Here is a 25554-nt window from a genome sequence, read left to right on the forward strand (position 1 = left end):
AAAACAAGGCAGGCACCCCGGCCCTCGTCCGTGAACTCTTCCGCTGGGCGAGCTATAGACGCCGCGCACCGATGCGGTAAAGCGGTGGCTTGAAATTGGTGCTATATTCGGCTTGAGTTGTTTAATGCTAGTACGGGAGGCTGATATGGGGCTGTTCAAGAAGAAAAACCCGCAGGATGCCTTTGATCCCGATGTGTTTACCATCACGGATACGATTTTGGACCCACCGCGGTTTACGTTTTTGCCGGCTATCTACCAGGATGCCACGCGCCGCAAGTGGGCCGTGCATCAGCGCGGCGGCGAGCCGAAGATTTTTGACTATGCGGATGTGCTGCAGTGCGAGATTGCCGAGACCGGAAATCCCGAGGATGTGCCGGAGCTCAGCAAACGCGAACTGGCTCAGCAGATTTTGATTAATCCAGCTCAGGCTACCAAAAACAACGCTGCCAAGCGTAATATGTGCCTTGGTATGGGTGTCATCGTTGCCGTGCAAACCGGCAAGGATGAGATTTCGAAGCTTGAGATTCCGGTGACCGCGGGCGAAGTCAAGCGAGACTCCGGCCTATATCGGTCGTATCGGAACGTTGCGGAGCAGATCAAAGAAGCCTTCGACGCCATGAGGCGTCCGGAGCAATGATTCCTGCAGCATCAAACGGTTGAGGAGTCTTGCCCATGTCGAGTGAACCATATGCGATTCCGCCCAAAGATCGCGCCTTTGAGGGCATTCTTTGGTATATCAAACATTATGACCTGCAGAGTGGCGACCGGCTGCCCGCCGAGCGTGTGCTCTGTGAAGAGCTGGGCGTGTCGCGCACGGCGTTGCGTGCTGCGATCACGCGCCTTATTTCGTGCGGAACTTTGGAAAGCCGCCGCGGTTCGGGCACCTATGTGTGTCCTCCCAAACCGCTGAACATCTTTCAGGAAACATGGAACTATACGCAGGCGGTGGAGAGGGTTGGCTCAAAGTCGACCGCGCGCCTGGTTTGGTCCAAGGTCGTGTATGCCGATATCGATCTTGCCCAAAAAACCCAGATCGACCTGGGCATGCCGCTCTTCTGCATTCGGCGCGTGCGTGTGGTCAACGGTTCCCCGGCATCGATCGAGACGGCTCACGTCAATCTGTCTTTGTGCCCCTCGCTTCCCGATCACGATTTTGAGCAGGAAAGCCTCTACGACGTTTTGCTCAAAGAGGGGAATGTCCATGTGGCGCACGGCAAGGAGCATATTTCCATCAGCCGTCTGAACGCCGACGAGGCCAAGTTGCTGGGTGCTCAGGAGGGCACGCCGGTGTTTTACAAGGCTTCGCACGAGCGTGACGAGAACGATGGCTTTGTCGAGTATTGCAAGTCCGTGATTCTGCCGACCAAGTATCGTTTTGCCGATAACGGCGAGGCAGACGGCGTTGCGACGAAGGTGGGTGTCGAATGGCTGATGCAGTAGAAGACTTGCCGGTTTACAAACAAATTCGCCGCTGCATTGCGGAGCGAATCGAGCGCGGCGACTACCCGACGGGCTCGATGATTCCGTCCGAAAACGAGCTGGCCGAGGAGTTTGGCACGACACGCCTGACAATCCGAAGCGCCATGGACGAGCTGGTCAAAAGTGGCCAGATTCGTCGCGTGCAGGGCAAAGGCGCCTTTGTGGGACACAAGTGGTTTGACGAGCACGAACGCAAGGGCGGCTTCCGCCAGTCGGTTTTGGCATCGGGCGCGACGCCGTCGGTGCGCATCCTGGCGCGCTCCAAACGCTACGCCGGCCCGTATTATGCCGACTTGTTTGGCATCGCCGAGGACGATCTGCTTTACTCGGTGCGCCGCCTCAACTGCATCGATGGTGAGCCCGTATCGATCGAGATGACACTGATTCCGTGCCTGCTGTTTCCGGGCATCGAAGACGTGGACATTTCGGTCTTCAGCCTGTTCGAGACCTACGATATGTTGGGACGCAAGCCAGATCAGTCGGTAGAGAAACTCGATATCGAGGCGCTGGGCGCACGCGATGCGAGTTTGCTCAATCTTGAGCCGGGCGATCTGGCGCTCGTGCTGGAAGGCCTGACCTATGACTCGAGTGGGCAGGCAATCGAGCATGCCAAGTCTTTTACCAGCGGCGACGCCGGCGGATATACCTACAACTATTAGCGTCTAGAGCGTCCCTGCGCATGGCGGGGGCGCTCGTTTTTACGGATATATGTCGCTTGACCGATGAGCGGCAAAAACTGACCGTCTACCGAGAGGGGAGGATGAAATCATAAAATCGGTATTAAAAACGGCTAACCTGTAATCGTTCACTGGTATTAAGAACCTTTGAATTGTTGAGCTTGGGGCCAAGATGTCCACAAGGTTAAGCGGTGCGACGGGGCGGCAAGCCCGTTCATTCCGTGCGACAATTCAAACTGCTCGTGAAAGGAGCGGGAATGAAGGAGACCGAGAAGATCGAGATCATGCACTTCGACCAGGAGGGCTACCTCGAGGACGGCAGGAACGTCTACGAGGCCGGCAAGAAGATGACCGCCCTGGCCGACCGCGTGCACGAGGAGGGCTACGACGCCGTCTTCCTGATGGGCGTCGGCGGCACCTGGGACGAGTTCATGCAGCTCGAGTACCTCATGAACAAGTTCGGCGACCGCGACCTCGAGGTCTACCTGATCCACGCCGCCGAGTGGAACGTCATGGGCCACAAGCGCATGACCGACAAATCCGTCGTGCTGACCGCCTCCGAGTCCGGCACCACCCCCGAGGTGCTCGAGGCCGTCGGCAAGATGAGGGAGATGGGCGTGCGCGTCTTCGCCATGACCAACCCCGAGGGCAAGATCGGACAGGCCGTGGGCGCCGAGAACTGCGTCATGATGGCCTCCGACCACGGCGCCGGCGGCTGCGAGAAGGGCTACTACCTCGCCGACTGCTTCGGCCTGCGCCTGCTCAACCGCCGCGGCTGCTTCCCCAAGTTCGACCTGTTCATCGAGCAGACGAAGGACGTCTGGAAGGACATGCTCGACATCCGCAAGCGCTTCGAGCCGCGCGCCGAGGAGCTCGCCAGGAAGTACGCGCTGGCCGACTACACCATGTTCATCGGCTCGGGCGCGCTGTGGGGCGAGACCATCCTGTACTCCATGTGCCTGCTCGAGGAGATGCAGTGGAAGCGCATCCGCCACATCACCTCGCACGACTTCTTCCACGGCACGCTCGAGCTGCTCGAGCCCGGCGTCCCGGTGTTCCTGTTCATGGGAGAGGACGAGTGCCGCGCCCTCGACGAGCGCGTCCGCGCCTTCCTCACCAGCGGCGTGACCGGCGACGAGGACTACGTCATCATCGACACCGCCGAGTACGCGATCCCGGGCCTGGACGACGACTTCCGCGTCATCGTGTCGCCGTGGATCCTGTCCGTGCTGACCACCGACCGCCTCGCGCGCAATTACGAGCTGGTCACCAAGCACAACCTCAAGTACCGCCGCTACTACCACCAGTTCGACTACTAATTTCATTTGGGGGAAACCGCAATGAGGCAATACATCTTTGCCAGCCACGCGCATTTTGCGACCGGCATCAAAGAGAGCACCGAGCTGCTCTCGGGCGCGCGCGATAACGTCCACGACCTGTCGATGTTTGTCGACGGCCGCACCGACGTCGCCGAGGAGGCCGCCAAGCTCCTGGCGACCTTCGACCCCGCCGACGACATAATCGTGTGCACCGACCTGTTTGGCGGCAGCGTCAACAACGAGTTCACCAAGATCGTCCAGACGCGCCCCAACACCTACCTGGTTGCCAACATGAATCTGCCGCTGCTGATCCAGCTGCTCTTTTCGGACCAGGAGGCTCCCGCCGATCAGGTTATCCGCGAGATCCTCGCGGCTGACGACACGCGCGTCAAGTTTGTCAACGACCTGCTGACCGATGCGGATGACGAGGAAGAGTTCTAGTCACCGCCTGCTATTAATGGGGCCGGGTTTCCGGCATGAGACCTTTGGGGGTCAATCATGATTCAACTGCTTCGCGTCGACCATCGTCTGCTTCATGGCCAGGTGGCCGTCTCTTGGGTCCAGGGCTTGGGCTCTGACTGCATCTTCTGCGTTGGCGACAAGGTTGCCAACGATCCCGTCTGGAAGACTACGCTCAAGATGGGAAAGCCGGCCAACGTCAAGCTCGTCATCAAGGACATGGAGCACGCCATCGAGGCCATCAACTCCGGTGTTACCGATAAGTACAAGATGATCATCTGCGTCGCCAGCATCGCCGAGGCCAAGCAGCTTGTCGACGGCTGCCCGCAGATCACCTCCATCAACCTGGGCAACACCAAGTCCAAGGACGAGCAGCGTCCCGATGCCCGTAAGATCTCCCGCCAGATCTTTGTGACTGCTGCCGAGGAAGAGGACATTCGCGAGCTCGTCGGCCGCGGTGTCGAGGTCGAGATTCGCGCTCTGGCCGACGACCCCAAGGTCGATGCCCTAAGCGCCCTCTAATTGGGAACTACGGGCGGCGCGCACGGCGCCGCCCCTATTCGTGGGCGTACCGGATAAACGCTTTACCCGTTACCCCCATCTACCGTTCACCGGGAGTACACGCCCGTTGAGCGATTGGTATTAAATAGTTTTCGCATGACTATATAATTGGTATCAAATCATTTGCACCGGTTTAGGTGTTAACAGCACACCGGTACAAGCTGGATCTGTCTGGGCGATTGTCGGCATGGAAAAGGGCGCGCTGACAAGTCGGGAATCGCCGCGCGGATCCAAGAGGGATCAAAGGGAGGAACAATGCTTGTTCAAGCGATCCTCATCGGACTTATCGCTGCCTTCGGTAAGCTCGATTATCAGCTCGGTACGCTCTATGCGTTCCGCCCGATCGTTCTGTGCCCGCTCGTCGGCATAGTCCTCGGGGACCTGCAGTCCGGCCTCGCCATCGGTGCGAGCCTCGAGCTGCTCTTCATGGGTTCAATCTCCATCGGCGCTTACGTGCCGCCCGATGAGTGTATTGGCGGTGTGCTCGCCTGCGCCTTCGCTATTCAGCTGGGTCAGAGCACCGAGGCCGCTATCGCGCTCGCGATGCCCATCGCCACTCTGTGCCTGGCCATTAAGAACGTCGTCAACGCCGGTATGCCCCTCCTGGTCGACCGTGCCGACGTCTTTGCCAGCAAGGGTAACCTCAAGGGTATCTACGCTATGCACTGGATTATCGGTCTCGTGATTGTCGTCCTGGCCTTTATCCTGTGCTCGGTCTCCTTCTATCTGGGTGCCGACGCCGTTCAGGGCCTGCTCGACTTCATCCCGACGTTCGTCCTCGATGGCTTTGGCGTCGCAGCCAACATCCTGCCTGCCATGGGCTTCGCCATGCTCGGCCGTCTGGTGCTTACCAAGCAGCTCGTGCCGTTCTACTTCCTGGGCTTCCTGCTGTGCTCCTATGCCAACGTGCCCGTCCTCGGCGTCGCCCTGATCGCAATCATCATCGGCATCGACAAGTACGACCTGCTGGGCCTTGGTGGCGCCCAGTCCCAGCTTTCTGTGGAAGGGGATGAGGACGATGACTTCTAATTCCGAGAACCAGATTACTCGCTCCGACCTCATTAAGAGCGCCGTGAACACCGGCGCCCTGGGCATGGAATTCTCCTGGACCTACTACAAGCAGATGAACATTGCCTTCTGCCTGATGGTCGCCAACATGCTCAAGAAGATCTATGCCGGCCGTCCCGATGATTACGCCGAGGCCTTGCACCGTCACAGCGCATTCTTCAACATCACCCCGCAGCTCGCTCCCTTCGTGGGCGGCATCGCGATGGCCATGGAAGAAAAGGTCGCTCGTGGCGAGGTTGAGCCCGAGAGCGTCAACGACATCAAGGCCGCCCTCATGGGTCCGCTTTCCGGCCTGGGTGACTCCTTCTTCCTGTCCACCCTGCGCGTCGTCGCCGCTGCCGTGGGCATCAGCCTGTGCCAGGCCGGCAACGTCTTTGGCCCCATCGCCTTCCTGCTCGTCTACAACATCCCGGCGTTCCTGATTCGTATCTTTGGCGCTATCAAGGGTTATGAGCTAGGCATTGGCTTCCTCGACGAGGCTCAGAAGACCGGCCTGATGCAAAAGATCATGGCCTGCGTCGGCATTGTCGGCGTTATGGTCGTCGGCGCCATGAGCAAGGACATGTTCTGGGCTTCGTTGCCCATCGCCATTGGTCAGGGCGACTCCGCCCAAACTCTCCAGGACATCCTGGACGGCATCATGCCCGGTATGCTCGGTATGGCCGCCTTCTGGCTCTACTACTGGCTGCTCTCCAAGAAGATCAACCCGATGGTCCTGATCCTCTGCACCATGGTCGTGGGCATCATCGGCGCTTACTTTGGCGTGCTTGCCTAATATGTTCGAATCGCGCTTCCATCGCGTCTAACGGTTGCGTCGATCTTTGGGGGGCTTGTCGCATCTGCGGCGGCCCCCTGTTTTTTAAAACTCCGTACGAAAGGGGAGGGCTATGGTCGTACCCGAGCTTTCGCTCATGAACATCAACCATCGTTACTACAGCATCGAGACGTTTTTTAAGGCTGCAGGTGAGGCCGGCTATCGCAATATCGAGCTGTGGACCGGCTCGATGCACCTGTATGTGGATTGCCATGAGCACGATTCGGTGGATAAGATTCGTGATCTTGCCGCCCAATACGGTATCAAGATCGTGTGCGTGTGCCCCGAGCAGAACAACCCCAAGCCGTGGAACGTCGCGGTGCGCGGTGAGGCGGGCCAAAAACGCATCCTCTCGTACTTTAAGAATGTGATCGACGTTGCCGTTGAGTTGGGCGTGCCGCAGATTCTGGTGACGAGTGGTTGGGCCTATCTGGACGAGCCGGCTGAGGACGCCTGGGCCCGCAGCGTTGCCATGCTGCGCTCGGTGTGCGACTACGCCGATACGCGCGGTATTCGCGTCGCGCTCGAGGCCCTGCAGCCGTCGGAGTCCGTGTTGGTCAACACCGCACAGGATGTCGCGCGCATCCTCGAGGCGGTCGATCGTCCCAACCTGAAGGCCTGTATCGACTTTGGCGCCATGGAAGTTGCCGGCGACACGATCGACGGCTACTTTGAGGTTTTGGGCGACAAGATCGTTCACACCCACTTTGTAGATGTGGGCGGTGGCACGACGCATCTTGCCTGGGGCGACGGCGAGCGTGATATGCGTGCCGACCTCGAGGCACTCATGCGCCACGGCTATACGGGCTATGTCTCGGCCGAGACGTGTGATGGCCGCTACTATCAGGATCCGTCCAAGGCGACGACTCAGGTTATCGAGATGTATCGCCGTGTGACAGCGGAGATGGAAGCCGAATAACTAAACTGCGCGGTTGCGCCGGAAACGCTTGGGCGGGTCTGGCGCAACGCTTTTATAGCTGGCGAGTTGTGGGGAACCCGTTGGCAGTAGCGCTCGAAATAGACAACTATTGGCGTTGTAATACCACTCGGGCGAGGAAACCGACCGTTCGCCGCAAATCTCCGTGAGTTTGGATTGGTATTAAATAACAAGCAATCGTATGGCTATAATTGGTATCAGCAAGAAGCGCGATGTATAGAATTGCGCACATGTGATGGGAGGACACACATGAAGGAGACCGAGAAGATCGAGATCATGCACTTCGACCAGGAGGGCTACCTCGAGGACGGCAGGAACGTCTACGAGGCCGGCAAGAAGATGACCGCCCTGGCCGACCGCGTGCACGAGGAGGGCTACGACGCCGTCTTCCTGATGGGCGTCGGCGGCACCTGGGACGAGTTCATGCAGCTCGAGTACCTCATGAACAAGTTCGGCGACCGCGACCTCGAGGTCTACCTGATCCACGCCGCCGAGTGGAACGTCATGGGCCACAAGCGCATGACCGACAAATCCGTCGTGCTGACCGCCTCCGAGTCCGGCACCACCCCCGAGGTGCTCGAGGCCGTCGGCAAGATGAGGGAGATGGGCGTGCGCGTCTTCGCCATGACCAACCCCGAGGGCAAGATCGGACAGGCCGTGGGCGCCGAGAACTGCGTCATGATGGCCTCCGACCACGGCGCCGGCGGCTGCGAGAAGGGCTACTACCTCGCCGACTGCTTCGGCCTGCGCCTGCTCAACCGCCGCGGCTGCTTCCCCAAGTTCGACCTGTTCATCGAGCAGACGAAGGACGTCTGGAAGGACATGCTCGACATCCGCAAGCGCTTCGAGCCGCGCGCCGAGGAGCTCGCCAGGAAGTACGCGCTGGCCGACTACACCATGTTCATCGGCTCGGGCGCGCTGTGGGGCGAGACCATCCTGTACTCCATGTGCCTGCTCGAGGAGATGCAGTGGAAGCGCATCCGCCACATCACCTCGCACGACTTCTTCCACGGCACGCTCGAGCTGCTCGAGCCCGGCGTCCCGGTGTTCCTGTTCATGGGAGAGGACGAGTGCCGCGCCCTCGACGAGCGCGTCCGCGCCTTCCTCACCAGCGGCGTGACCGGCGACGAGGACTACGTCATCATCGACACCGCCGAGTACGCGATCCCGGGCCTGGACGACGACTTCCGCGTCATCGTGTCGCCGTGGATCCTGTCCGTGCTGACCACCGACCGCCTCGCGCGCAATTACGAGCTGGTCACCAAGCACAACCTCAAGTACCGCCGCTACTACCACCAGTTCGACTACTAAGAGCTGGCCGCAGGGCCGATATCTTGGCTGGTTGATATCTCGACCCTACACAAGGGCGTCCGCATTCGCGCGGGCGCCCTTTTTGCGTTGCCGTCGGCGCAGGGTGTCCTCGGCGGAAATCTCATCCCGGAATTTCGGCTCAGAGTGGGATGCGGTTTCCGGATGCGTCCCATTCTGAAGCCCCGAAACGGGACGCGCTTTCCGCTTGGGGTCCGATCCGGAAAGCTCATCCCGTTCCGAGCATCAAATCCGGGACATGCTTTCCGCGCTCCGCCCCTTGCAGAAAGCGCGTCTCCTTCCAAACACAAATCTTGCGGTACAGCTTCTGCAAAGACGCGAAGTGGCCGCTGACAGCAAAGAGGGGCTGCCGAGACAATGCCCGACGGCCCCTCCCCTCATAACTTGCTATCGATGCCAATCGCCACAAGGGCGCGGCTGCCTACTTGCTGATCGCGCCCGTCATATAGATAAACTGCACGCGATTTATATGTCCGCCCTGCTCGCCGTTGACAAAGTCCGTCGGCGTAAAGCCGGGGTTGAGCATTTCCTCGATCTTGTCCTTAACGGTGTCGATGACCTGAGTATCGAGATTGCTCGTTCGGTCGGTAAGCTCCTGCATGCCGTTGCCGAGCTCGGATGCGCCGCTGGCAAGCGTACCTGCACCCGAGGAGAGAAGATTCATGCCGCTAGCAAGGCTAGCAGCACCTGTCTTGAGCTGCGCCGCACCGTTGTTGAGCTGTGATGCGCCGTTGGCAAGCGCGGGCGTGGCACCGTTGAGCTGCTGTGTGCCCGCAGCAAGCTGGTCGGTGCCCGCGGCAAGAGCCGCGGCGCCATCGCTCAGCTGACCCGCGCCCGTTGCTGCAGAGCCAACACCGGCGACAAGACCGGGGTTCACGGCCGTGGGGTTTGCCGGGTTGATCGCGCTGTTCATATAGGCGATGGCTCCGGCCAGGCTCAGCTGTTGGCCATCCTGGACAGTGGTGTAGCCCTGAATGGCGCTATCGAGCGCGGTGACGGCACCCTGGGCGCCGCCCTGGGCGCCGGCCGCCTGGGCCAAAGTCGTAACCTGATCGGTAAGCGTGCCAAACATGGACTCGGCACCCTTAAGGCCCTGCGACACCTGCGTGTTAAGACCCTGCGCGCCCGCAACGGCATTGGATGCAGAATCGAGAAGCGCGGTAAGACCCGTCGCATCGGCGCTCGATGCCGCCGTGGCGGCGGCACCCGCGCTGGTAGCAGCACTGCCGGCACTTGCGGTGGCGGCATCCAGCTGTGCCGTAGCCTCGCTTAGCTTGGCTGCCGCAGCCTTGGCGGAGTCGAGATCGGCCGCGTTATCCAGCGCGTCCTGAGCATCGGCGACCGCCGCCTTGGCAGCGGCAATAGATGCAACGGTGCTCTCGGCGCCAGCCTTTGCGCTCTCGGCGTTAGCCTTTGCCGCATCGTTGCCCATGGCGCTCGCGGCCTGCTTTGCCCCGCCGAGCGCCTGCTGTGCACCGGCAAGGTACTGCCCCTCGCCGCTGAGCGCCGCCGTAAGACCCTGCGGCCCGTACAGCGCGCTGTAGGCGTTGCCCGACGTAGCGGTCACGGCGTCCTGGGCCGCCTTGGCCGCAGCCTGCGCCTTGGCAAGGTTTGCCTCCTGAGCCTGCTTGCCCAGCGTCAGCGCGTCGACGTACGTATCGGACCCAGCGGCAATTCCACTTATGCCGCCCGAGATCTGCTGTGCGCTCCCCTGCAGCTTGGAAAGGCCCGCCGAAAGATCGGACGCACCGCCCTTAAGCTGCACGGCACCGGCATTAACCCCCTCGGCACCGGCATTAAGGTTGCTCACGCCTTCGACCAGCGTGGGGACCTGCGCGTTGAGCTGACTCGTACCCGCCGCGAGCGCAGCGGCGCCACTGGACAGCGTGCCGGCACCGGTATTGGCCGTGGCAAGCGAGGCCGCGAGCGTCTTGACACCGTCGGCAACCTGGCCAGCACCGCTATTGGCCGTAGCAATACCGTTGGAGAGCTCCACGAGCTGGCTCGTATCCATGCTGCTCGAGTCCACATCGATGGCAAGATTCAGCGGCACGCCGACAATCTGCCAGCCATCAAACTCAAAATCCTCAACATCGGTCGTAATGGTGTAGTCTCCGGTGCTGCCGGGAATCACCATGTAGGTAAGCTGCGTGTTGGAGCCGTTGGCAGCAACCGTGGCGCCCTCAGCCTCAATATCGTGTGCCTCGGCATCCTTAAGCTGACCGGTAATCTGAACCAGGTAGTTATCGGCATAATCGCCACCGGTATAGTCGTCATTCTTTTCGACCTTGAGCTTCATGGTGAGCTTGCCGCTCTTGCCCGCCAAATCCTTGGCGTCGATATCGCGGCCATCGAGCTGGTATGCCACGGTGACGTTCCACGGCATCTGAGTGTTCTTGTCCAGATCGCCCTGGTAGACAAAGTCCTGCACTCCCTGGCCCGTAACGGCAACCGACCCGCTGTCGTCCGTTAGTTTTTGAGTCGTCGATAGGTTGGTCACTTTGTTATAGGTGCCGGCATCGTCGATCTTGACGCCCTTATTGGCCTCGAAGCTATTGACCACGTAAACACCCGTGCGATTGCCGTCGGCATCGGTTTTGACGTATACGACCTGGTTTTTCTTATATCCCGGCGTGCTGTTATCGGAGTCCGTCGCCATCTGTTCACTCGTAGCCGAGGCAGCGCTCGTCGACCCTACGCCGTCGGCGAACACAACGGCACCGGGAACGGTAAGGGCCACGGTCAGACCGGCGGCAAGAGCGAGCGCAGCGATGCGCTTATGGGGACGACGTACAAGATCGCGTTGGGCTTTGAGCTCTTTCGAAGCGGTATCAGTGGTATGGGTATGCATTGCGGTATTCCTTCCAACTGCTTTGTAAAACGTTACTGAGCGGAGCCGTCCGCAGCCGATGCCTCGGTGGTATCCGAAACCGGATCCTGGGCATCCTTGGGCAAAAAATGAGCTTTGAGCGTGGTCTTGCCGATGAGGCCATCGAGCACATACAGGAAACCCGGCAGCGCAAAGAGTACGGCGACTAGGGAGATGCTCACGCCGACGCCCAGGAACCAGCCGATCTGCTTGAGCACGCCGTGGCTCGAGATCGCATGGATCAGGAAGCCACTGATTAGCAGAACCGATCCAGAGGTCAAAACAGGAATCGTGCAAGCTTCCATGGTCTCGAGTAGCGCTTCGCGCTTATGCATGGTCACGCGGTCCTCACGATAGCGGTCAGCAATCAGGATGCCGTAGTCGACGGCAACGCCCAGCTGGATGGAGCTCACAATTAAGTAGGCGAGGAAGAACTCGTGCATACCGGTGTAGAGCGGTGCAGCAAAGTTGACCCAGATCGAGGTCTCAATCACGAGCACCAAGATGATCGGCAGGCTCAGCGACTTGGTGGCCAGCAGCAAGACCGCGAACACGGCCACGACGGCGATGAGGTCGACCTTGCCCTTATCGACGGTGATGGTGTCCTTAAGGTCGGTGGTGCTCACGCCCTCGCCGGCGAGCATTGCCTTACCCGGATAATGTTTGTCCGCGATACAACGAATCTTCTTGACCAGCTTAAATGTACTCGGACCCTCGTAGGGCGCGGTAACCGTGAGCACCAAACGGCTGTAGTGCTCTCCCTCCACCAGATCGAGCGTGTCCTTTTCGGCCATGTCCGTGGGGATATAGGGACTCGCAACGTCAACATAGCTCTGGATGGACTTGACCTCGGGGAGCGCCTTGAGCTCATTGGAGAGTGCCTGCTCCTCGCTCACCTCTCCACGGGGAACGAGCACAACGTAGGTATCGGAGTTGCCAAAGACCTCCTTGACCTTGTCCATATCCTGACCAAGCCGCGTATCCGAACCAAAAATGTGCGAAGTGCCGTAGTAGTACGTGATATCGCTGGAGGTCGATGCCACACGCGCAGGGTAAACCACGGCGAGGATCACGACGGCAGCGGGGATACAGACCTTGAGCACCAGACGGGCGAACTTACCCAGCGGCGGGACAAAGGGCCTGTGCTGCGATTTTTGCACAAAGCCATCGAACTGAACGAACATCGAAGGAACAAAGGTAAAGACCGATACCAGGCTGATGGCGATACCCTTTGCAAGGGCAAGACCAAGGTCGGGGCCGATCTTAAACTGCATGGCGGCAAGCGCGATAAAGCCGATGCAGACCGTGCAACCGCTCGAAAACACGGCGACCGAGGACAGACAGCACGACTGCACCATGTCTTCGGCAACGCTGCCGTGGCGGCCACGCTCCTCGTTAAAGCGGTGCAGCAAAAAGACCGAGAAGTCCAGCGCGATGGCAACCTGCAAAATGGAGCCCGCAGAGTTGGTGACAAAGCTAATCTCGCCAAAGATGAGGTTGGTGCCCCAGTTGATAAACACCGAGACGCCCAGGCCCAGCAGCACCAGGATGGGTTCGGCCCAGCTGGTAGTCGTGATGACCAGAATCACGAAGATAATCGCTATGACAGCGACCGTGATAATGCTGATCTGCTGCTCGGTCGATGTGGTGGCGAGCGCGTTAGACATGGCCGAGCCCGTAATGGCGCCCTCGTCGCCCACGATATCTCGAATAGCGTCGGTTGCCTCGATCTCCTTTTCGGAATTAACCGTCACCGTAAACAGGGCGTTGTTCTTTTTGTAATAGGTCTCAACGGTGTCTTTGTCTTGCGTGGCAAGCGGCTGATCGATATCTGCCGCGTCGTCAAGCCATAGGACCTCCTCGACGCCGTCGACCTTTTTGATTTTGTCCTTGTATTTGAGCGCCTGAGCGATCGAGACATTGGGCACCATAACGCGACAGTTGGGAATGTCACCCTCAAACTCATCACCCATGGTATTCAGAGCGACGGTCGACGCCGCTTCGTCGGGCAGATAGCTCGTAATGTCGTAGTTAACGCCTACAAACTGGCGCAGGAACAGGCATACCAGTGCTGCCACCGCATAGAACGCGATGATGGGTTTGCGGTGCTTCACGACCCATCGAAATAGCTTCTCTTTCAACCTCAATCCTCCATAACGCTCAGCCTATGTTTTGCTCTTTGTTATATTCCACATTTGGTAGTTATACAACATGTGTAGGATAAAGGCGCCATAAAGATATGCGATTGACGCGGTCCCGGAGCCAAAACAGCCGCTGCAGAAGCAGTTCGGAAAAGGTCCTCAGCGGAAACTGCATCCCAGTTTTTAGACGAAAAACGGGATATGGTTTCTGGTTGGCCTAGATAATCGTCAGATTTAGCTGAGCGTCTGCCCCTATGTTTCCAAATGAATACGGTGTGAGCTGCGGACAAGGATTTTCCCCGCAAGCACTCTAGTATGCTAAAGTACCCAAAAGACCGGCGGAGCTATGCCGGTCGTTTGTTCTGTATGCAACACAGCATGAGGAGGCTCACCAGATGACGGCCACACCGTGGGGATTCCGGGACATATTGCCCGAGGAGGCTCAGGCGCGCGAGGAGATCGCGCTGACGGTGAAGGGCTGCTTTAGGGAGCATCATTATCTGCCGGTTGAGACGCCGCTGCTCGAGGACAAGGGCTCGCTCGAGGAGGGCGGCCGTATCGCGGACACGCCGTTTAAGCTTTTTGACGATGACGGCCGCTTGTTGGTGGTTCGTCCCGACAATACGTTGCCGATCGTGCGTTTGGTCTCGACCCGCATGCGCGCGGCCGACTTGCCGCTGCGCCTGCGCTATGAGGCGCCGGTGGTTCGCGAATGCCAACGCAATGCCGGCGGTTCGCGTCAATTTACCCAGCTGGGTTTTGAGCTCATCGGCGCGGGCGATACCGCGGGCGATGTCGAGATCGTCTCGCTGGTGGCCGAGGCCGTTCGCAAGTTGGCGCTGCCCGATGCGCGCATTATCGCAGGTAGCGTGCGCCCGTTTAAGGAGCTGCTCGCGGCGTGCGAGGATCGCGAGCTGGCTGCCGAGGCTCTGCGCTGCGTGCACGCCAACGACTTTGTGGGCCTCGATGCCCGCGTGGCGAAAAGCGCCGAGTCCGAGGCCGTTAAGGTCGCCATTAGCGAGCTGCCGCGCCTGCACGGTGGTGCCGAGGTGCTCGACCGCGTCGACGCGCTGCTGGCGGCGGCGGGCATTGTCGCGCCGCTTACGCGCGAGCTGCGTGCCCTGGTCGAGGGCCTGGCTCCCGAGGATGCCCAGGTGCTGTCTTTCGACTTCTCCATCATGAACTCGTTTGATTACTACACGGGCCTGGTCTTTAAGGCCTATGCCGGCGGCCTGCCCGATCCGGTTGGCTCGGGCGGACGCTACGACTCCATCTTTACCGGTGCATTTGGCGGCGGCATCGAGGTGCCGGCGGCGGGCTTCGCCTTTTCGCTCGAGCGTCTGGAGGCCGCGCACACCTCGGCCGAGGACGCTGCTTCCGATGGCGATCACGCCGTGGGGCGCGGTGCCGAGGGTCCGCTGCGCATTGCCGTGCCCAAGGGCTCGCTTAAGGCCGACACGCTCGACGTGCTCGAGGCCGCGGGCTTGGATGTCTCTGAGCTGCGTGACCCCGGTCGTCACCTCATCGTGCGCGGCCGCGACACACAGGCCGGTGAGGGTGCGGTCGGCGATATCGAGTTTGTCATCGTGCGTCCCAGCGACGCGCCCGCCTTTGTGGGCTGCGGCGGTGCCGACTGCGGCATCTGCGGCTGGGACTCGCTTATCGAGGCAGACCTCAACCTGCTGCAGCTGGTCGACCTGGGCTACGGCCTGTGCACGTTTATCGAGGCGGAGCCCGCGTGGCGCGCCGGCCAGGCCGAGCGCAACTATGCCCGCCGTGGGTCGCTTCGCGTGGCAACCAAGTACCCGCGCATCGCGAGTGCCTGGTATGCCGAGCGCGGCGTGAACGCCGACATCGTCTCGCTGCACGGCAACATCGAGCTGGGCCCCATTGTCGGCATGACCGACCGTATCGTGGACATCACCGCCACGGGCGCCACGCTGCGCGATAACGACCTCGTTATTACTGGTCGCATTATGGACTGCACGGCCCGCTTCTTTGTCAATCCGGGTGCCGCACGTCTGGATCCGCGCGTGCGCAATCTGGCAGATCGCTTGGCGGCAGCCGTGAAGGACAAGCATTTTGAGCCCGTTGCGGGCTCGGCACAATAGCGCGAGCACGCACGGGCGCCCCAACGTCCGGGCTGCGGGCCGACTGGCGCCGCCGCCCGGTCTCTCGTTTTTCGAACAAAACCTCGACCGATAGGGGATACCGATATGAAGACCATCAAGCTTGCTCCCGGCGAGCGCCTCGTTACCAACCAGCTCAACCGTAAGGGCGTGCTGCCGCAAAACATCGTCGACGCCGCTCGCGATATCGTGGCCAACGTGCGTGCCAACGGCGATGCTGCGGTGCGCGACTATTGCCAGCGCTTTGACGGCGTTGAGCTGCAGAGCTTCCGTCTGCCGCAAGAGCAGATCGATGCCGCGCTCGAAGGCCTCGATCCGGCCTTTGTCGCCGCGCTCGAGAAGGCTGCGCGCCAGATTCGTGAGTTCCACCAGCGCGAGGTCGAGCAGAGCTGGTTTACCACGCGCCCGGACGGCACGATGCTCGGCGTTAAGGTGACCCCGCTTGCCGCGGCTGGCATCTACGTGCCGGGCGGCCGTGCGCAGTATCCCTCCACTGTGCTCATGAATGCCATTCCCGCCAAGGTCGCCGGCGTTGAGCGCGTGGTCATGGTGACCCCGCCGCAAAAGGACGGCCTGATCAGCCCCTACACGCTCGCCGCGGCAAAGCTCGGCGGCGTGGACGAGATCTATATGGTGGGCGGTGCCCAGGCCGTGGCCGCGCTGGCGTACGGTACCGAGACCATTCCGCGTGTCGACAAGATTACCGGCCCGGGTAACGCCTTTGTCGCCGCTGCCAAGCAGATTGTCTCGGGTGACGTGGGTATCGATATGGTCGCTGGCCCCTCCGAGGTCTGCGTGCTGGCCGACGCCACGGCCAAGCCCATGGTGGTCGCGGCCGACCTGATGGCCCAGGCCGAGCACGATCCGCTGGCGGCCTGCTATCTGGTGACCTGCGACGAGCAGTTTGCGCACGAGGTCGAGGCGGGTATCGATATTCTGGTCGCGCAGTCGCTACGCGCCGAGATCACGCGCGCCTCACTCGACAATGAGGGCACCATCGTGGTGGCCGCCGACATGGCTGCCGCCGTCGAAGCGGTGAACACCGTGGCGCCCGAGCACCTTGAGCTGCACTGCAAGGACGCGATGGGCCTGCTCGGCGGCATTCGCAACGCCGGCGCCATCTTTGTGGGCGCTTGGAGCTCCGAGCCGCTCGGCGATTACGTTGCCGGCCCCAATCACACGCTGCCGACCGGCGGCACGGCCATGTTCTCCAACCCGCTTTCGGTGGAGGAGTTCGTCAAGCGCTCGAGTGTCATTTGCTATACGCCTGAGGGCCTGCTCTCCGACGCTCCCGCTACGCAGCGCCTGGCCGAGGCCGAGGGTCTGTGGGCACACGCGCTTTCGGCCGCACTGCGCCGCCGCGTGTTGGAGCAGGGCGAGGATGCCGTGAGTGCCGAGTCACTCGCCGCGGCCGACCTGACCAAGGTCGCCTGGCCGGGCGACGCCGTGGCGACGGTTGCCGAGGGCGTTGACCTGGCGGCTGCGGGCGCGGATGGCGTTGGCGCGACTGGTAAGGAGGCCTAATATGGCCGAGCTGACGCCCCACATGAAGGAGCTCGTCCAGCCTTACCTGGCCGGTATTGAGCCCTACGATCCCAACTTTACGCCTACGCGCATCAACCTTTCGGCCAACGAGAACACCTATCCCGTGCCGACCGGCGTGCGCGAGGCGGTCGACGCTGCCCTGGCTGCCACACCGCTCAATCGCTATCCCGATCCCATGTCGAACGACCTGCGCGACGAGCTTGCTGCCTGGCATGGCGTGGCGCGCGAGAATGTCTGCGTGGGAAACGGCGGCGACGAGCTGCTCTATAACTACCTGTTGGCGTTTGGCGGCGTGGGACGGACCCTGCTCAACTGCCCGCCGTGCTTTAGCGAGTACGCGTTCTTTGCGTCGCTCTGCCAGACCGAGGTGCGTGACGTGTGGCGCGACCCCGCGACCTTTGAGCTCGACCAGACAGCCGTGCTTGCGGCAGCGCCCGAGTGCAACCTGGCAATCGTGACCTCGCCCAATAACCCCACGGGCGACGTGGCGCCGCTCGACTTTATCGCGGCGCTGTGCGATGCGTGCCCCGGCATGGTGATGGTCGACGAGGCCTACGTTGAGTTTGCCGACGATTCGTTTGGCGCGGCCACCACGGCGCAGGGCCTTATCGCCGAGCATCCCAACCTGGTGATTTTACATACGCTGTCCAAGGCGTTTGGCGCTGCCGGCACGCGTCTGGGCTACGTGATCGCGGCGTCCGAGGTCATCGACGTGTTCGCGGCGATTCGCCAGATCTATTCGGTCAACGTGCTGAGCCAGGCGGCGGCGCTTGCCTGCGTGCGTGCCCGCGATGCGTACACGCCCGTGGTGGCACAGGTCGCATCCGAGCGCGAGCGCGAGCTGTGCGCCCTGCGCGCGATGGCTACCGAGGGCCTGCCCGTGGAGGCATGGCCGAGCGCGGCGAACTTTGTGCTCGTGCGTACGCCGCATGCCACGCGCGTGCGCGAGCGCCTACGCGACGAGTATTCGATTTTGGTGCGCGACTTTAGCTATGCGCCGGGGCTTGCGGACTGTCTGCGCATTACCGTGGGCACGCCGCAGGAAAACGATGAGGTACTGGCTGCGTTTGCCGTGCTGGTGAAGGAGGAGATCTAGATGGGCCGTTATGCCGAGGTGACCCGCAAGACGGGGGAGACCGACATTGTCGTCAAACTCGACCTGGATGGAACCGGTACGTGCGATATCTCGACCGGCGTGCCGTTTTTCGACCATATGCTCAACGCCTTTGGCCGCCATGGCCTGTTCGATTTGACGGTGCATGCGGTAGGCGATGTGGAAGTCGATGCGCACCATACCGTCGAGGACACGGGCATTGTGCTGGGCGAGGCGTTTTTCCGGGCGCTGGGCGACAAAGCGGGTATTACGCGCTTTGCCGATGCGGCGATCGCCATGGACGAGACGCTCGTGATGGCCGCCGTGGACATTTCGGGTCGCGGCCAGGCCTACTGCGAGCTGCCCGTGCCGACCGAGCGCGTGGGCAGCTTCGATACCGAGCTGGCTGTCGAGTTCTTCTATGCCTTTGCGCGCGATGCCAAACTTACGCTGCACGTGCGCGAGCTGGCGGGCGGCAACTCGCATCACATTATCGAGGCCGCCTTTAAGGCCGTGGGCCGCACGATGCGCCACGCCTGCGAGCTCGATCCCCGCGTGCAGGGCATCCCCAGCACCAAGGGCTCGCTGTAACCTGCCAAAAAGGGACAGGTTTATTTTGGCAGGTTTTATCTGCGGAAATGCTGTCTCATGTGGTGGGTGAACGTTTAACCGACCAAAATAAACCTGTCCCTTTTTGGCAGGTTTTGAATGGGAAAAGGGAGGGGTCGCGTGGGCGAACCAAAGATTGTGGTGGTCGACTACCACAAGGGCAACTTGTCGAGCGTCGTGCGCGGGCTTGCGCGCGCCGGTGCCGCCGCCTGCACATCGGACGATCCGGAGCAGATCTGCAACGCCGACGGCCTGGTCATCCCGGGCGTGGGCGCGTTCTATGACGCAATCGCCTTTATGCGCCAGAGCGGCGAGGAGGTGGCCGTGCTCGATGCCGTTGCCGCCGGAACTCCGCTGCTCGGCATCTGCCTGGGCCTTCAGCTATTTTTTGAGCGCGGCAACGAGGGCGTGCCTGCGGACGAGGGTGCGGACGCGGACGACGATGCCTCCGAGCAGGCCGGTGGTCCCTGGGTCGATGGCCTGGGCATCATGCGTGGGTCGTGCACGCACCTGGAATCAAGCCGCCTGAAGGTCCCGCACGTGGGCTGGGACCAGGTGCACATGACACCCGCCGGTGCGGCCGATCCGTTGCTTGCCGGTTTTGCCGAGGGCGCCAACATGTATTTCACCCACAGCTACGCGGTGGCCGACGACGTCGATGCCGCCGATGTGTTGGCGCGCACGCACTATACACGGAGCTTCCCGTGCATCGTGCGCCACGGCAACGTGTGGGGCTGCCAGTTCCATCCCGAGAAATCCTCCGCGCTGGGTCAGCGTATCCTTAAGAACTTCGTCAGCATCGTCGAGGAGGTTGGCCGATGATTCTGTTTCCCGCAATCGATCTGATCGGCGGCAAGGTTGTGCGCCTGGAGCGCGGCGACCGCACCCGCTGCAAGGTATATTCCGACGACCCCGTGGCCGTCGCCCGTTCGTTTGCCGAGCAGGGCGCAAGCTGGGTGCACGTCGTCGACCTGTCCGCTGCCTTTGGTGAGGACGAGGATACATGCGCTGCCAACTCGGCGGCGATTAAGGCCATCTGCGGCGTCGACGGTCTGTCCGTGGACGTGGGCGGCGGCGTTCGCTCGCTCGCACGCATCGATGAGCTGGCAGGCTATGGTGCTCGCCGCATTGCGCTGGGCACCGTGCTCGTGACCGAGCCGGGTTTTGCTGAGGTGGCAGCCCAAGGCTTTGGCGAGCTGCTGGTCGCCGACATTGCCGCACGCGACGGCCAGGTTAAGGTGAACGGCTGGCGCGACGGCGCGGGCGTGGCGCTCGACGATGCCGTGGGGCAGCTTACCGAGCTGGGCTTTAAGCATCTGGTGTATACCGACATCGCGCGTGATGGCATGCAGACGGGCATCGACGTGGCGGCATATCGCCATGTGGCCGAGGTCGCGGGCTTTCCCGTCGTGGCGTCGGGCGGTATCTCGACGCTCGGCGATATCCGTGCGCTTGCCGCGGTAGGTGGGGGCGCGATTGAAGGCGCCATCACCGGTCGCGCGCTCTACGAAGGCAACTTTACGCTGGTTCAGGCGCTGGCCGCCGCCCGAGGGGGAGGAGTAGACCATGCTTACCAAACGCGTGATTCCCTGTCTGGATGTTAAGGACGGCCGCGTGGTCAAGGGCGTCAACTTTGTGAGCCTGCGCGATGCTGGCGACCCGGTGGAGCTGGCCCGCGCCTACGACCGCGAGGGTGCGGACGAGGTCGTCTTCCTGGACATTACCGCGACGAGCGACAACCGTGCGACGACTATCGAGATGGCGGCGCATGCTGCTGAGGAGCTGGCCATTCCCTATACCGTGGGCGGCGGCTTTCGCGACCTGGCGGGCATGCGCACCATGGTTGCCGCCGGTGCTGACAAGGTGTCGCTCAACTCTGCCGCCGTGCGCGATCCGTCGTTGATCAGCCAGGCCGCCGCGGCGTTTGGCAGCCAAGCCGTGGTCGTGGCGATCGATGCCAAGCGCGTGGGGCTGCCCGGGGAGCCGGGCGCCGATAAGTGGGAGGTCTTTACGGCGGGCGGCCGCAACGCTACGGGTATCGATGCGGTGGCGTGGGCCGAGGAGGCGGCTCGCCGCGGCGCCGGCGAGATCCTGCTGACCAGCATGGATCGCGACGGCACCAAGGCTGGCTTTGATTTGGCGCTCACCCGCGCCGTGGCCCGCGCGGTGCCGATTCCCGTCATCGCGAGCGGTGGTGTGGGTACGCTCGAACATTTTGCCGAGGGTGTGATTGAGGGCGAGGCCGATGCCGTGCTGGCGGCGAGCGTCTTTCACTTTGGAACCTTCAGCATTCGCGAAGTCAAAGAGTATATGGCCTCGCAGGGCATTCCTGTGAGATTGGACTTCTAATGCTGCGGCTTGCCCATGCATCCGACCTTCCGGCTCCAACCCTTCTCGCGTACTTAAGTACGCGTCGTCGGGCTTGTCGCTCGGAATCTCGGGCACCTGGACAACCCTCGCCGACCTGTGGGGTTTACGGTAATTACTTGGGAGAAATGATGACTGAGGTAATAGAAGCGTCTGATCTTAAATACGACGCCCGCGGGCTGATTCCTTGTGTGGTTCAGCAGTATGACACCGGTGAGGTGCTTATGGTTGCTTGGATGAACGAGGAGTCGGTGGGGCTGACGCTCAAGACCGGCACCACGTGGTTTTGGAGCCGCAGCCGCCAGGAGCTCTGGAACAAGGGTGCGACGAGCGGCAACATGCAGGAGGTCAAGGAGCTCTGGGCCGATTGCGATAGCGATACGCTACTGGTCAAGGTCGACTCGCCGGGTCCGGCCTGCCACACCGGCAACCGTACCTGCTTCTTTAAGAAACTCGCGTAGGGCGGGCGCTCGATTAGACGCTCGGCCACCAGAAAGGATTGAACTATGGGTGTGCGCACCGCAAACGTTCAGGATGGAAATATCGGTGAGACGCTGACGGGGCTCGCCGAGGTGATTCACGGTCGTCGTGATGCATCGCCGCAGGAGAGCTATACCGCGCGTCTGCTGACCGACGTCGAGGACGAGCTGCTCAAGAAGCTTGCCGAGGAGTCGAGCGAAGTGATCATGGCCTGCAAGGATAACGATCACGATCACATCCGCTACGAGGCCGGCGACCTGGTCTACCACCTGCTCGTAACCCTTGAGCGCTACGGTATCACCCTCGACGAGCTTGCCGGCGAACTCAACGCCCGCCGCCACTAGTCGTTTGGGACAGTCTTTGTTGGTGTGACGGGGTCATGGAAGTTGCGGTGAAATAGGGACTGTTTAAGCGCTTCATCAAGCAAAACAATCCCTATTTCACCGCAACTTATGAAGGGATGGCTAGGCGAGGGGCGTGGATTCCCATTCGCCGGTGGCGTGGGGGATGTCGAAGGTTCGATAACCGCAGTCGTAGGCGTGCGCCTGGGCCTCGCGGATGTTCCAGCAGATATCGCAGGCGCGGTGCGCGTCCGAGCCAAAGGTGATCGGCACTTCGGCATGGGCAAAGCAGCGCAAAAGACCGGTTGCGGGGTAGTAGTCGCCCAAGCCCTTGCGCGGTGCGGCCGTCGAGACCTCAACGCGGCGGCCCGTATCGTGCGCGCACTCTGCCATCTGCTGCCAAAACGGTGCGGGGTCAAAATCGGGCGCAAAGCCTTCCTTCGAAAAGCGCATGACCAGGTCGGGGTGAGCCATCACATCAAAGTTGAGCGGGCTCTCGCAGGCGCGGCACCAGTCATCGACATAGCGCTCCCACACGCCGCGTACCCCCAGGTTTTCCCAAACGTGCAGGTTGGTGTCATCGTCGATCCAGCCGCAGCGCGAATCGGGCGTATCGGGACGAGCGACGTCCTCCGTTCCCGCCGTACCCGCGGCACCGGCCATGATATCGCCTGGGTTGCCAATCCAGTGCACACTGCCCAGGCGCACGACGGCGCCCTGGGACCAGCGCTCAACCAAAGGCTCGCAGCCCTCGTACCAATCGCATTCGAAACCGTAGATAAAGGTGAGTTCTGGCGCAATCTGAGCGGCAAGATTGCGAGCGTCCTCAAAAGCCAGACGATGCGCCGGGAGGTCACCCTCAGTAACCTGCACCTCGCAGTTAGCATCCATGCTGGCGGGCAGGGTGAGATGGTCGGTCGAGACCATGACGCGGCAGCCGGCCGCAGCAGCGGCACGGACGTTGTCCTCAAACGAGGCATGCCCGTCCGAAAACGAGGTGTGGGTATGGCAATCGACCAGCGGGCACATGGGCATAGCGGCTCCTTTGCGTCAAGCGAATCCGCTTCATTGTAATGGCGCAGCTCTCAACACGCCGGGCACGCCGGGGATCGAAATCGATTGGAAAGGTTGCGCGGCGCGTGGTGCGGCCTCGCTTGCTCTCAAAACGTGTACGTCAGCCTCCAAAACCGACAAATAATGACATGTTTGGAGGCTGATGTACATGTTTGGCCGGGGCGGTGGAGTGTCGGTTTCTTGTCGACAAGGAAAATCGCGCTCATCACGCGCCGTCACACTCGCGCAGCCTGCGATGTGCTAGCGTTTGGATGAACAAAACGAGCCCGCGCGGAAAGGAGCCGGACCGTATGCCATGCGATAGCACATCCCCGCTGTCCCGCGAGACCGATGCGCCCGAAACCATCGTCAAGCTGGAATGCGACATCGACGACGCGTCGCCTGAGGTACTCGCCTACGCCGCCGACCGCCTGCGCGAGGCGGGTGCGCGCGAGGTGCACTGGCTGCCCCTCTATTGTAAGAAAGGCCGCCCCGGCTGGCAGCTGCAGGTAATCTGCACCTACGAGGATATCGAGCGCCTGCAGACGATCATCTTCTTGGAAACCACGACCAACGGCATTCGTCGCCAGGTTATGGAGCGCGTTTGCCTACCACGCTGCTTTGAGCGCGTAACGACGCCATGGGGCGAGGTGTTCGTCAAGGTGGCCACCCTGCCCGACGGCAGCGAGCGTGCAGCGCCCGAGTACGAGGACTGCGCCCGCCTTGCCCGCGAGCACGGTGTGCCGCTCCAGCGCGTGATGCGGGCGGCCCAGAGCGCGGCACTGCGATTTGAATAACGCGGCTGGTGGCGACATCCTGCGCCTAGCCATATCAACCCCATTCGAAAGGATCTCCCCATGAAATACCTCATCGCCTCCGACATCCACGGCTCGGCATACTGGGCCGAGCGCCTCTGCGCCGCCATCGAGTCCGAGCAGCCCGATCGCATTGTGCTGCTGGGCGACCTGCTCTACCACGGCCCGCGTAACGACCTGCCGCGCGACTACGCTCCCAAGCGCGTGATTCCGCTGCTCAACGCCCTGGCCGACCGCATCATCGCGGTGCGCGGCAACTGCGACGCCGAGGTCGACCAGATGGTGCTCGACTTCCCCGTCATGGCCGACTACGCCACGCTGTTCGACGAGACCGGCCGCGAGCTGTTCCTGACGCACGGCCATGTCTTTGGCGCCGGCATGCACAACAGCGTCGACCACGCGCCCGCGCTGCCCGAGGGCTCCGCGCTCGTCTACGGTCACACGCACATCAAGGTTAACGAGGCAAGCGAGGCGCACCCGGGCCTGTGGCTCTTCAACCCCGGCAGCGTGAGCATTCCCAAGGACGGCACGCACAGCTACGGCATCTACGAGGGCGGCGCGTTCCGTCACGTGATCCTGGAGGAGGAGTAACCATGGCGCAGCACATGGCTCAGCAAAATGCCGAGGGTTCGCGTGACCTGTCCACGCTGGTCGACGCGTCGGCCGAGCTGCAGCATCTGGTGCAGACCATCTGGCGTCTGCGTCAGCCCGATGGCTGCCCGTGGGACCGCGAACAGACGCACCGCAGCATTGGCAAGAACATGATCGAGGAAGCCTACGAGGCGCTCGATTGCATCGAAGCGGACGACGCGGCGCATCTGCGCGAGGAGCTGGGCGATGTGCTCATGCAGGTGGTGCTGCATGCGCAGATTGCGGCGGATGCCGGCGAGTTTACGCTGGCCGACGTGGCGCGCGATATCGACGCCAAGCTCATCCGACGCCATCCGCACGTGTTTGGCGATGTGGATGCCGACAGCTCCGACGAGGTACTCAAGATTTGGGACGAGGTCAAGCTTGCCGAGAGGGCTGCCAAGGACAAGGCCGTGGCGGCGGGCGAGGCCGCGCCCGAGGGTCTGCTCGACGGCGTGCCCACGCATCTGCCGGCGCTGATGCAGGCTCAGAAGGTGTCGCGCAAGGCGGCTGCCGTGGGCTTTGAGTGGGAGACGGTCCAGGACGTGTGGGACGAGGTCGCCGAGGAACGTGCCGAGTTTGAGGCCGAGGCCCCCGGAACGCCCGAGCGCGAAATGGAGTTTGGCGACCTGCTCTTTGCCCTGGTCAACGTCGCGCGCAAAGAGGGCATCGACGCCGAGAGCGCCCTTCGTGCCAGCACAGCAAAGTTCCGCCGCCGCTGGGCCGCGATGGAGCAGATGGCGGCCGATGCTCACGTGGATCTTGCCGAGCTTTCGACCCACGGCCTCAACGACCTGTGGGATGCTGCAAAGGCGGAGGAGTAAGACTGCGGGAACGAC

At 61.7% G+C, this 25554-nt stretch carries 25 protein-coding genes; 22 read left to right on the plus strand and 3 right to left on the minus strand.

From position 1 onward, the window contains the following. Positions 1-145: 145 nt before the first annotated feature. The 10 genes from AAAX34_RS07580 (at position 146) to AAAX34_RS07625 (ending at position 8625) form a co-directional block, all read left to right on the plus strand. Positions 146-637 carry a hypothetical protein gene (locus AAAX34_RS07580; RefSeq protein ID WP_349110692.1) on the plus strand — a complete coding sequence of 164 codons (492 nt, stop codon included), beginning with the start codon at positions 146-148 and terminating at the stop codon, positions 635-637. 35 nt (positions 638-672) lie between these two features. After that, positions 673-1440: a GntR family transcriptional regulator gene (locus tag AAAX34_RS07585; RefSeq protein WP_349110693.1), complete on the plus strand. Its 768-nt coding sequence runs from the start codon at positions 673-675 to the stop codon at positions 1438-1440. Continuing rightward, positions 1425-2138 carry a GntR family transcriptional regulator gene (locus AAAX34_RS07590; RefSeq protein ID WP_349110695.1) on the plus strand — a complete coding sequence of 238 codons (714 nt, stop codon included), beginning with the start codon at positions 1425-1427 and terminating at the stop codon, positions 2136-2138. The genes AAAX34_RS07585 and AAAX34_RS07590 overlap by 16 nt, the downstream gene beginning before the upstream one ends. Before the next feature lie 275 nt (positions 2139-2413). Then, positions 2414-3475 (plus strand): sugar isomerase, encoded by a 1062-nt coding sequence (locus AAAX34_RS07595; RefSeq protein WP_006235878.1) that lies wholly within the window; start codon positions 2414-2416, stop codon positions 3473-3475. 21 nt (positions 3476-3496) lie between these two features. Further along, positions 3497-3916: a PTS fructose transporter subunit IIA gene (locus AAAX34_RS07600; RefSeq protein ID WP_349110697.1), complete on the plus strand. Its 420-nt coding sequence runs from the start codon at positions 3497-3499 to the stop codon at positions 3914-3916. A gap of 57 nt (positions 3917-3973) precedes the next feature. Next, complete coding sequence (locus tag AAAX34_RS07605) at positions 3974-4456, plus strand: PTS sugar transporter subunit IIB (protein ID WP_055252644.1); 483 nt, start codon at positions 3974-3976, stop codon at positions 4454-4456. 294 nt (positions 4457-4750) lie between these two features. Beyond that, positions 4751-5524, plus strand: a complete 774-nt coding sequence (locus tag AAAX34_RS07610; protein ID WP_006235882.1) for a PTS sugar transporter subunit IIC — start codon at positions 4751-4753, stop codon at positions 5522-5524. Continuing rightward, the gene (locus tag AAAX34_RS07615; protein ID WP_197032845.1) at positions 5514-6338 is read left to right on the plus strand and encodes a PTS system mannose/fructose/sorbose family transporter subunit IID; all 825 of its coding nucleotides are present in this window, start codon (positions 5514-5516) and stop codon (positions 6336-6338) included. Before AAAX34_RS07610 ends, AAAX34_RS07615 begins: the two co-directional genes overlap by 11 nt. A gap of 112 nt (positions 6339-6450) precedes the next feature. Continuing rightward, positions 6451-7296, plus strand: coding sequence for a sugar phosphate isomerase/epimerase family protein (locus AAAX34_RS07620; RefSeq protein WP_117770651.1), 846 nt, complete (start codon positions 6451-6453; stop codon positions 7294-7296). A 267-nt stretch (positions 7297-7563) separates the two neighbouring features. Continuing rightward, on the plus strand, positions 7564-8625 hold the full coding sequence (locus tag AAAX34_RS07625; protein WP_006235878.1) for a sugar isomerase: 1062 nt from the start codon (positions 7564-7566) through the stop codon (positions 8623-8625). A 439-nt stretch (positions 8626-9064) separates the two neighbouring features. On the opposite strand, the gene AAAX34_RS07630 is transcribed toward AAAX34_RS07625, so the two are convergent. Together AAAX34_RS07630 and AAAX34_RS07635 are read right to left on the minus strand one after the other, a co-directional pair. Next, on the minus strand, positions 9065-11494 hold the full coding sequence (locus tag AAAX34_RS07630) for a hypothetical protein (RefSeq protein WP_148332609.1): 2430 nt from the start codon (positions 11492-11494) through the stop codon (positions 9065-9067). Between the two features lie 32 nt (positions 11495-11526). After that, the gene (locus AAAX34_RS07635) at positions 11527-13653 is read right to left on the minus strand and encodes an MMPL family transporter (RefSeq protein ID WP_349110699.1); all 2127 of its coding nucleotides are present in this window, start codon (positions 13651-13653) and stop codon (positions 11527-11529) included. Positions 13654-14048: 395 nt separating this feature from the next. Between AAAX34_RS07635 and hisG the strand changes: the two genes are divergently transcribed. The 9 genes from hisG (at position 14049) to hisE (ending at position 22220) form a co-directional block, all read left to right on the plus strand. After that, the gene (gene hisG / locus AAAX34_RS07640) at positions 14049-15764 is read left to right on the plus strand and encodes an ATP phosphoribosyltransferase (protein WP_349110700.1); all 1716 of its coding nucleotides are present in this window, start codon (positions 14049-14051) and stop codon (positions 15762-15764) included. A gap of 105 nt (positions 15765-15869) precedes the next feature. Beyond that, entirely contained in the window at positions 15870-17306 is a 1437-nt protein-coding gene (gene hisD / locus AAAX34_RS07645) for a histidinol dehydrogenase (RefSeq protein WP_349110702.1), read from the plus strand. 1 nt (position 17307) lies between these two features. Continuing rightward, a complete protein-coding gene (hisC, locus tag AAAX34_RS07650; RefSeq protein ID WP_349110703.1) occupies positions 17308-18423 on the plus strand; it encodes a histidinol-phosphate transaminase in 1116 nt (371 codons plus the stop codon). Beyond that, positions 18424-19011, plus strand: a complete 588-nt coding sequence (gene hisB, locus AAAX34_RS07655; RefSeq protein WP_349110704.1) for an imidazoleglycerol-phosphate dehydratase HisB — start codon at positions 18424-18426, stop codon at positions 19009-19011. A gap of 138 nt (positions 19012-19149) precedes the next feature. Further along, entirely contained in the window at positions 19150-19851 is a 702-nt protein-coding gene (locus AAAX34_RS07660; RefSeq protein ID WP_233505717.1) for an imidazole glycerol phosphate synthase subunit HisH, read from the plus strand. Further along, positions 19848-20633 (plus strand): HisA/HisF-related TIM barrel protein, encoded by a 786-nt coding sequence (locus AAAX34_RS07665; RefSeq protein ID WP_349110706.1) that lies wholly within the window; start codon positions 19848-19850, stop codon positions 20631-20633. The genes AAAX34_RS07660 and AAAX34_RS07665 overlap by 4 nt, the downstream gene beginning before the upstream one ends. Continuing rightward, complete coding sequence (hisF, locus tag AAAX34_RS07670; protein ID WP_006235891.1) at positions 20596-21378, plus strand: imidazole glycerol phosphate synthase subunit HisF; 783 nt, start codon at positions 20596-20598, stop codon at positions 21376-21378. The genes AAAX34_RS07665 and hisF overlap by 38 nt, the downstream gene beginning before the upstream one ends. A gap of 149 nt (positions 21379-21527) precedes the next feature. After that, positions 21528-21857 (plus strand): phosphoribosyl-AMP cyclohydrolase, encoded by a 330-nt coding sequence (gene hisI / locus AAAX34_RS07675; RefSeq protein WP_232219762.1) that lies wholly within the window; start codon positions 21528-21530, stop codon positions 21855-21857. A gap of 45 nt (positions 21858-21902) precedes the next feature. After that, the gene (gene hisE, locus AAAX34_RS07680) at positions 21903-22220 is read left to right on the plus strand and encodes a phosphoribosyl-ATP diphosphatase (RefSeq protein WP_148332629.1); all 318 of its coding nucleotides are present in this window, start codon (positions 21903-21905) and stop codon (positions 22218-22220) included. A 120-nt stretch (positions 22221-22340) separates the two neighbouring features. Here hisE and AAAX34_RS07685 read toward each other — a convergent pair whose 3' ends face one another. Further along, on the minus strand, positions 22341-23252 hold the full coding sequence (locus AAAX34_RS07685; RefSeq protein ID WP_349110708.1) for a PHP domain-containing protein: 912 nt from the start codon (positions 23250-23252) through the stop codon (positions 22341-22343). A 329-nt stretch (positions 23253-23581) separates the two neighbouring features. On the opposite strand from AAAX34_RS07685, the gene larC reads away from it, so the two are divergent. Genes larC through mazG form a run of 3 tightly spaced genes read left to right on the plus strand, consistent with a single transcriptional unit; the run spans position 23582 to position 25539 of the window. Further along, complete coding sequence (larC, locus tag AAAX34_RS07690) at positions 23582-24067, plus strand: nickel insertion protein (RefSeq protein WP_349110709.1); 486 nt, start codon at positions 23582-23584, stop codon at positions 24065-24067. A gap of 60 nt (positions 24068-24127) precedes the next feature. Further along, positions 24128-24676, plus strand: a complete 549-nt coding sequence (gene yfcE, locus AAAX34_RS07695) for a phosphodiesterase (protein WP_349110711.1) — start codon at positions 24128-24130, stop codon at positions 24674-24676. A 2-nt stretch (positions 24677-24678) separates the two neighbouring features. Further along, complete coding sequence (gene mazG / locus AAAX34_RS07700) at positions 24679-25539, plus strand: nucleoside triphosphate pyrophosphohydrolase (RefSeq protein ID WP_349071157.1); 861 nt, start codon at positions 24679-24681, stop codon at positions 25537-25539. The last annotated feature ends 15 nt before the right edge of the window (positions 25540-25554 follow it).

The sequence above is a fragment of the Collinsella sp. CLA-ER-H4 genome (assembly GCF_040092395.1).
Lineage (GTDB): Bacteria > Actinomycetota > Coriobacteriia > Coriobacteriales > Coriobacteriaceae > Collinsella.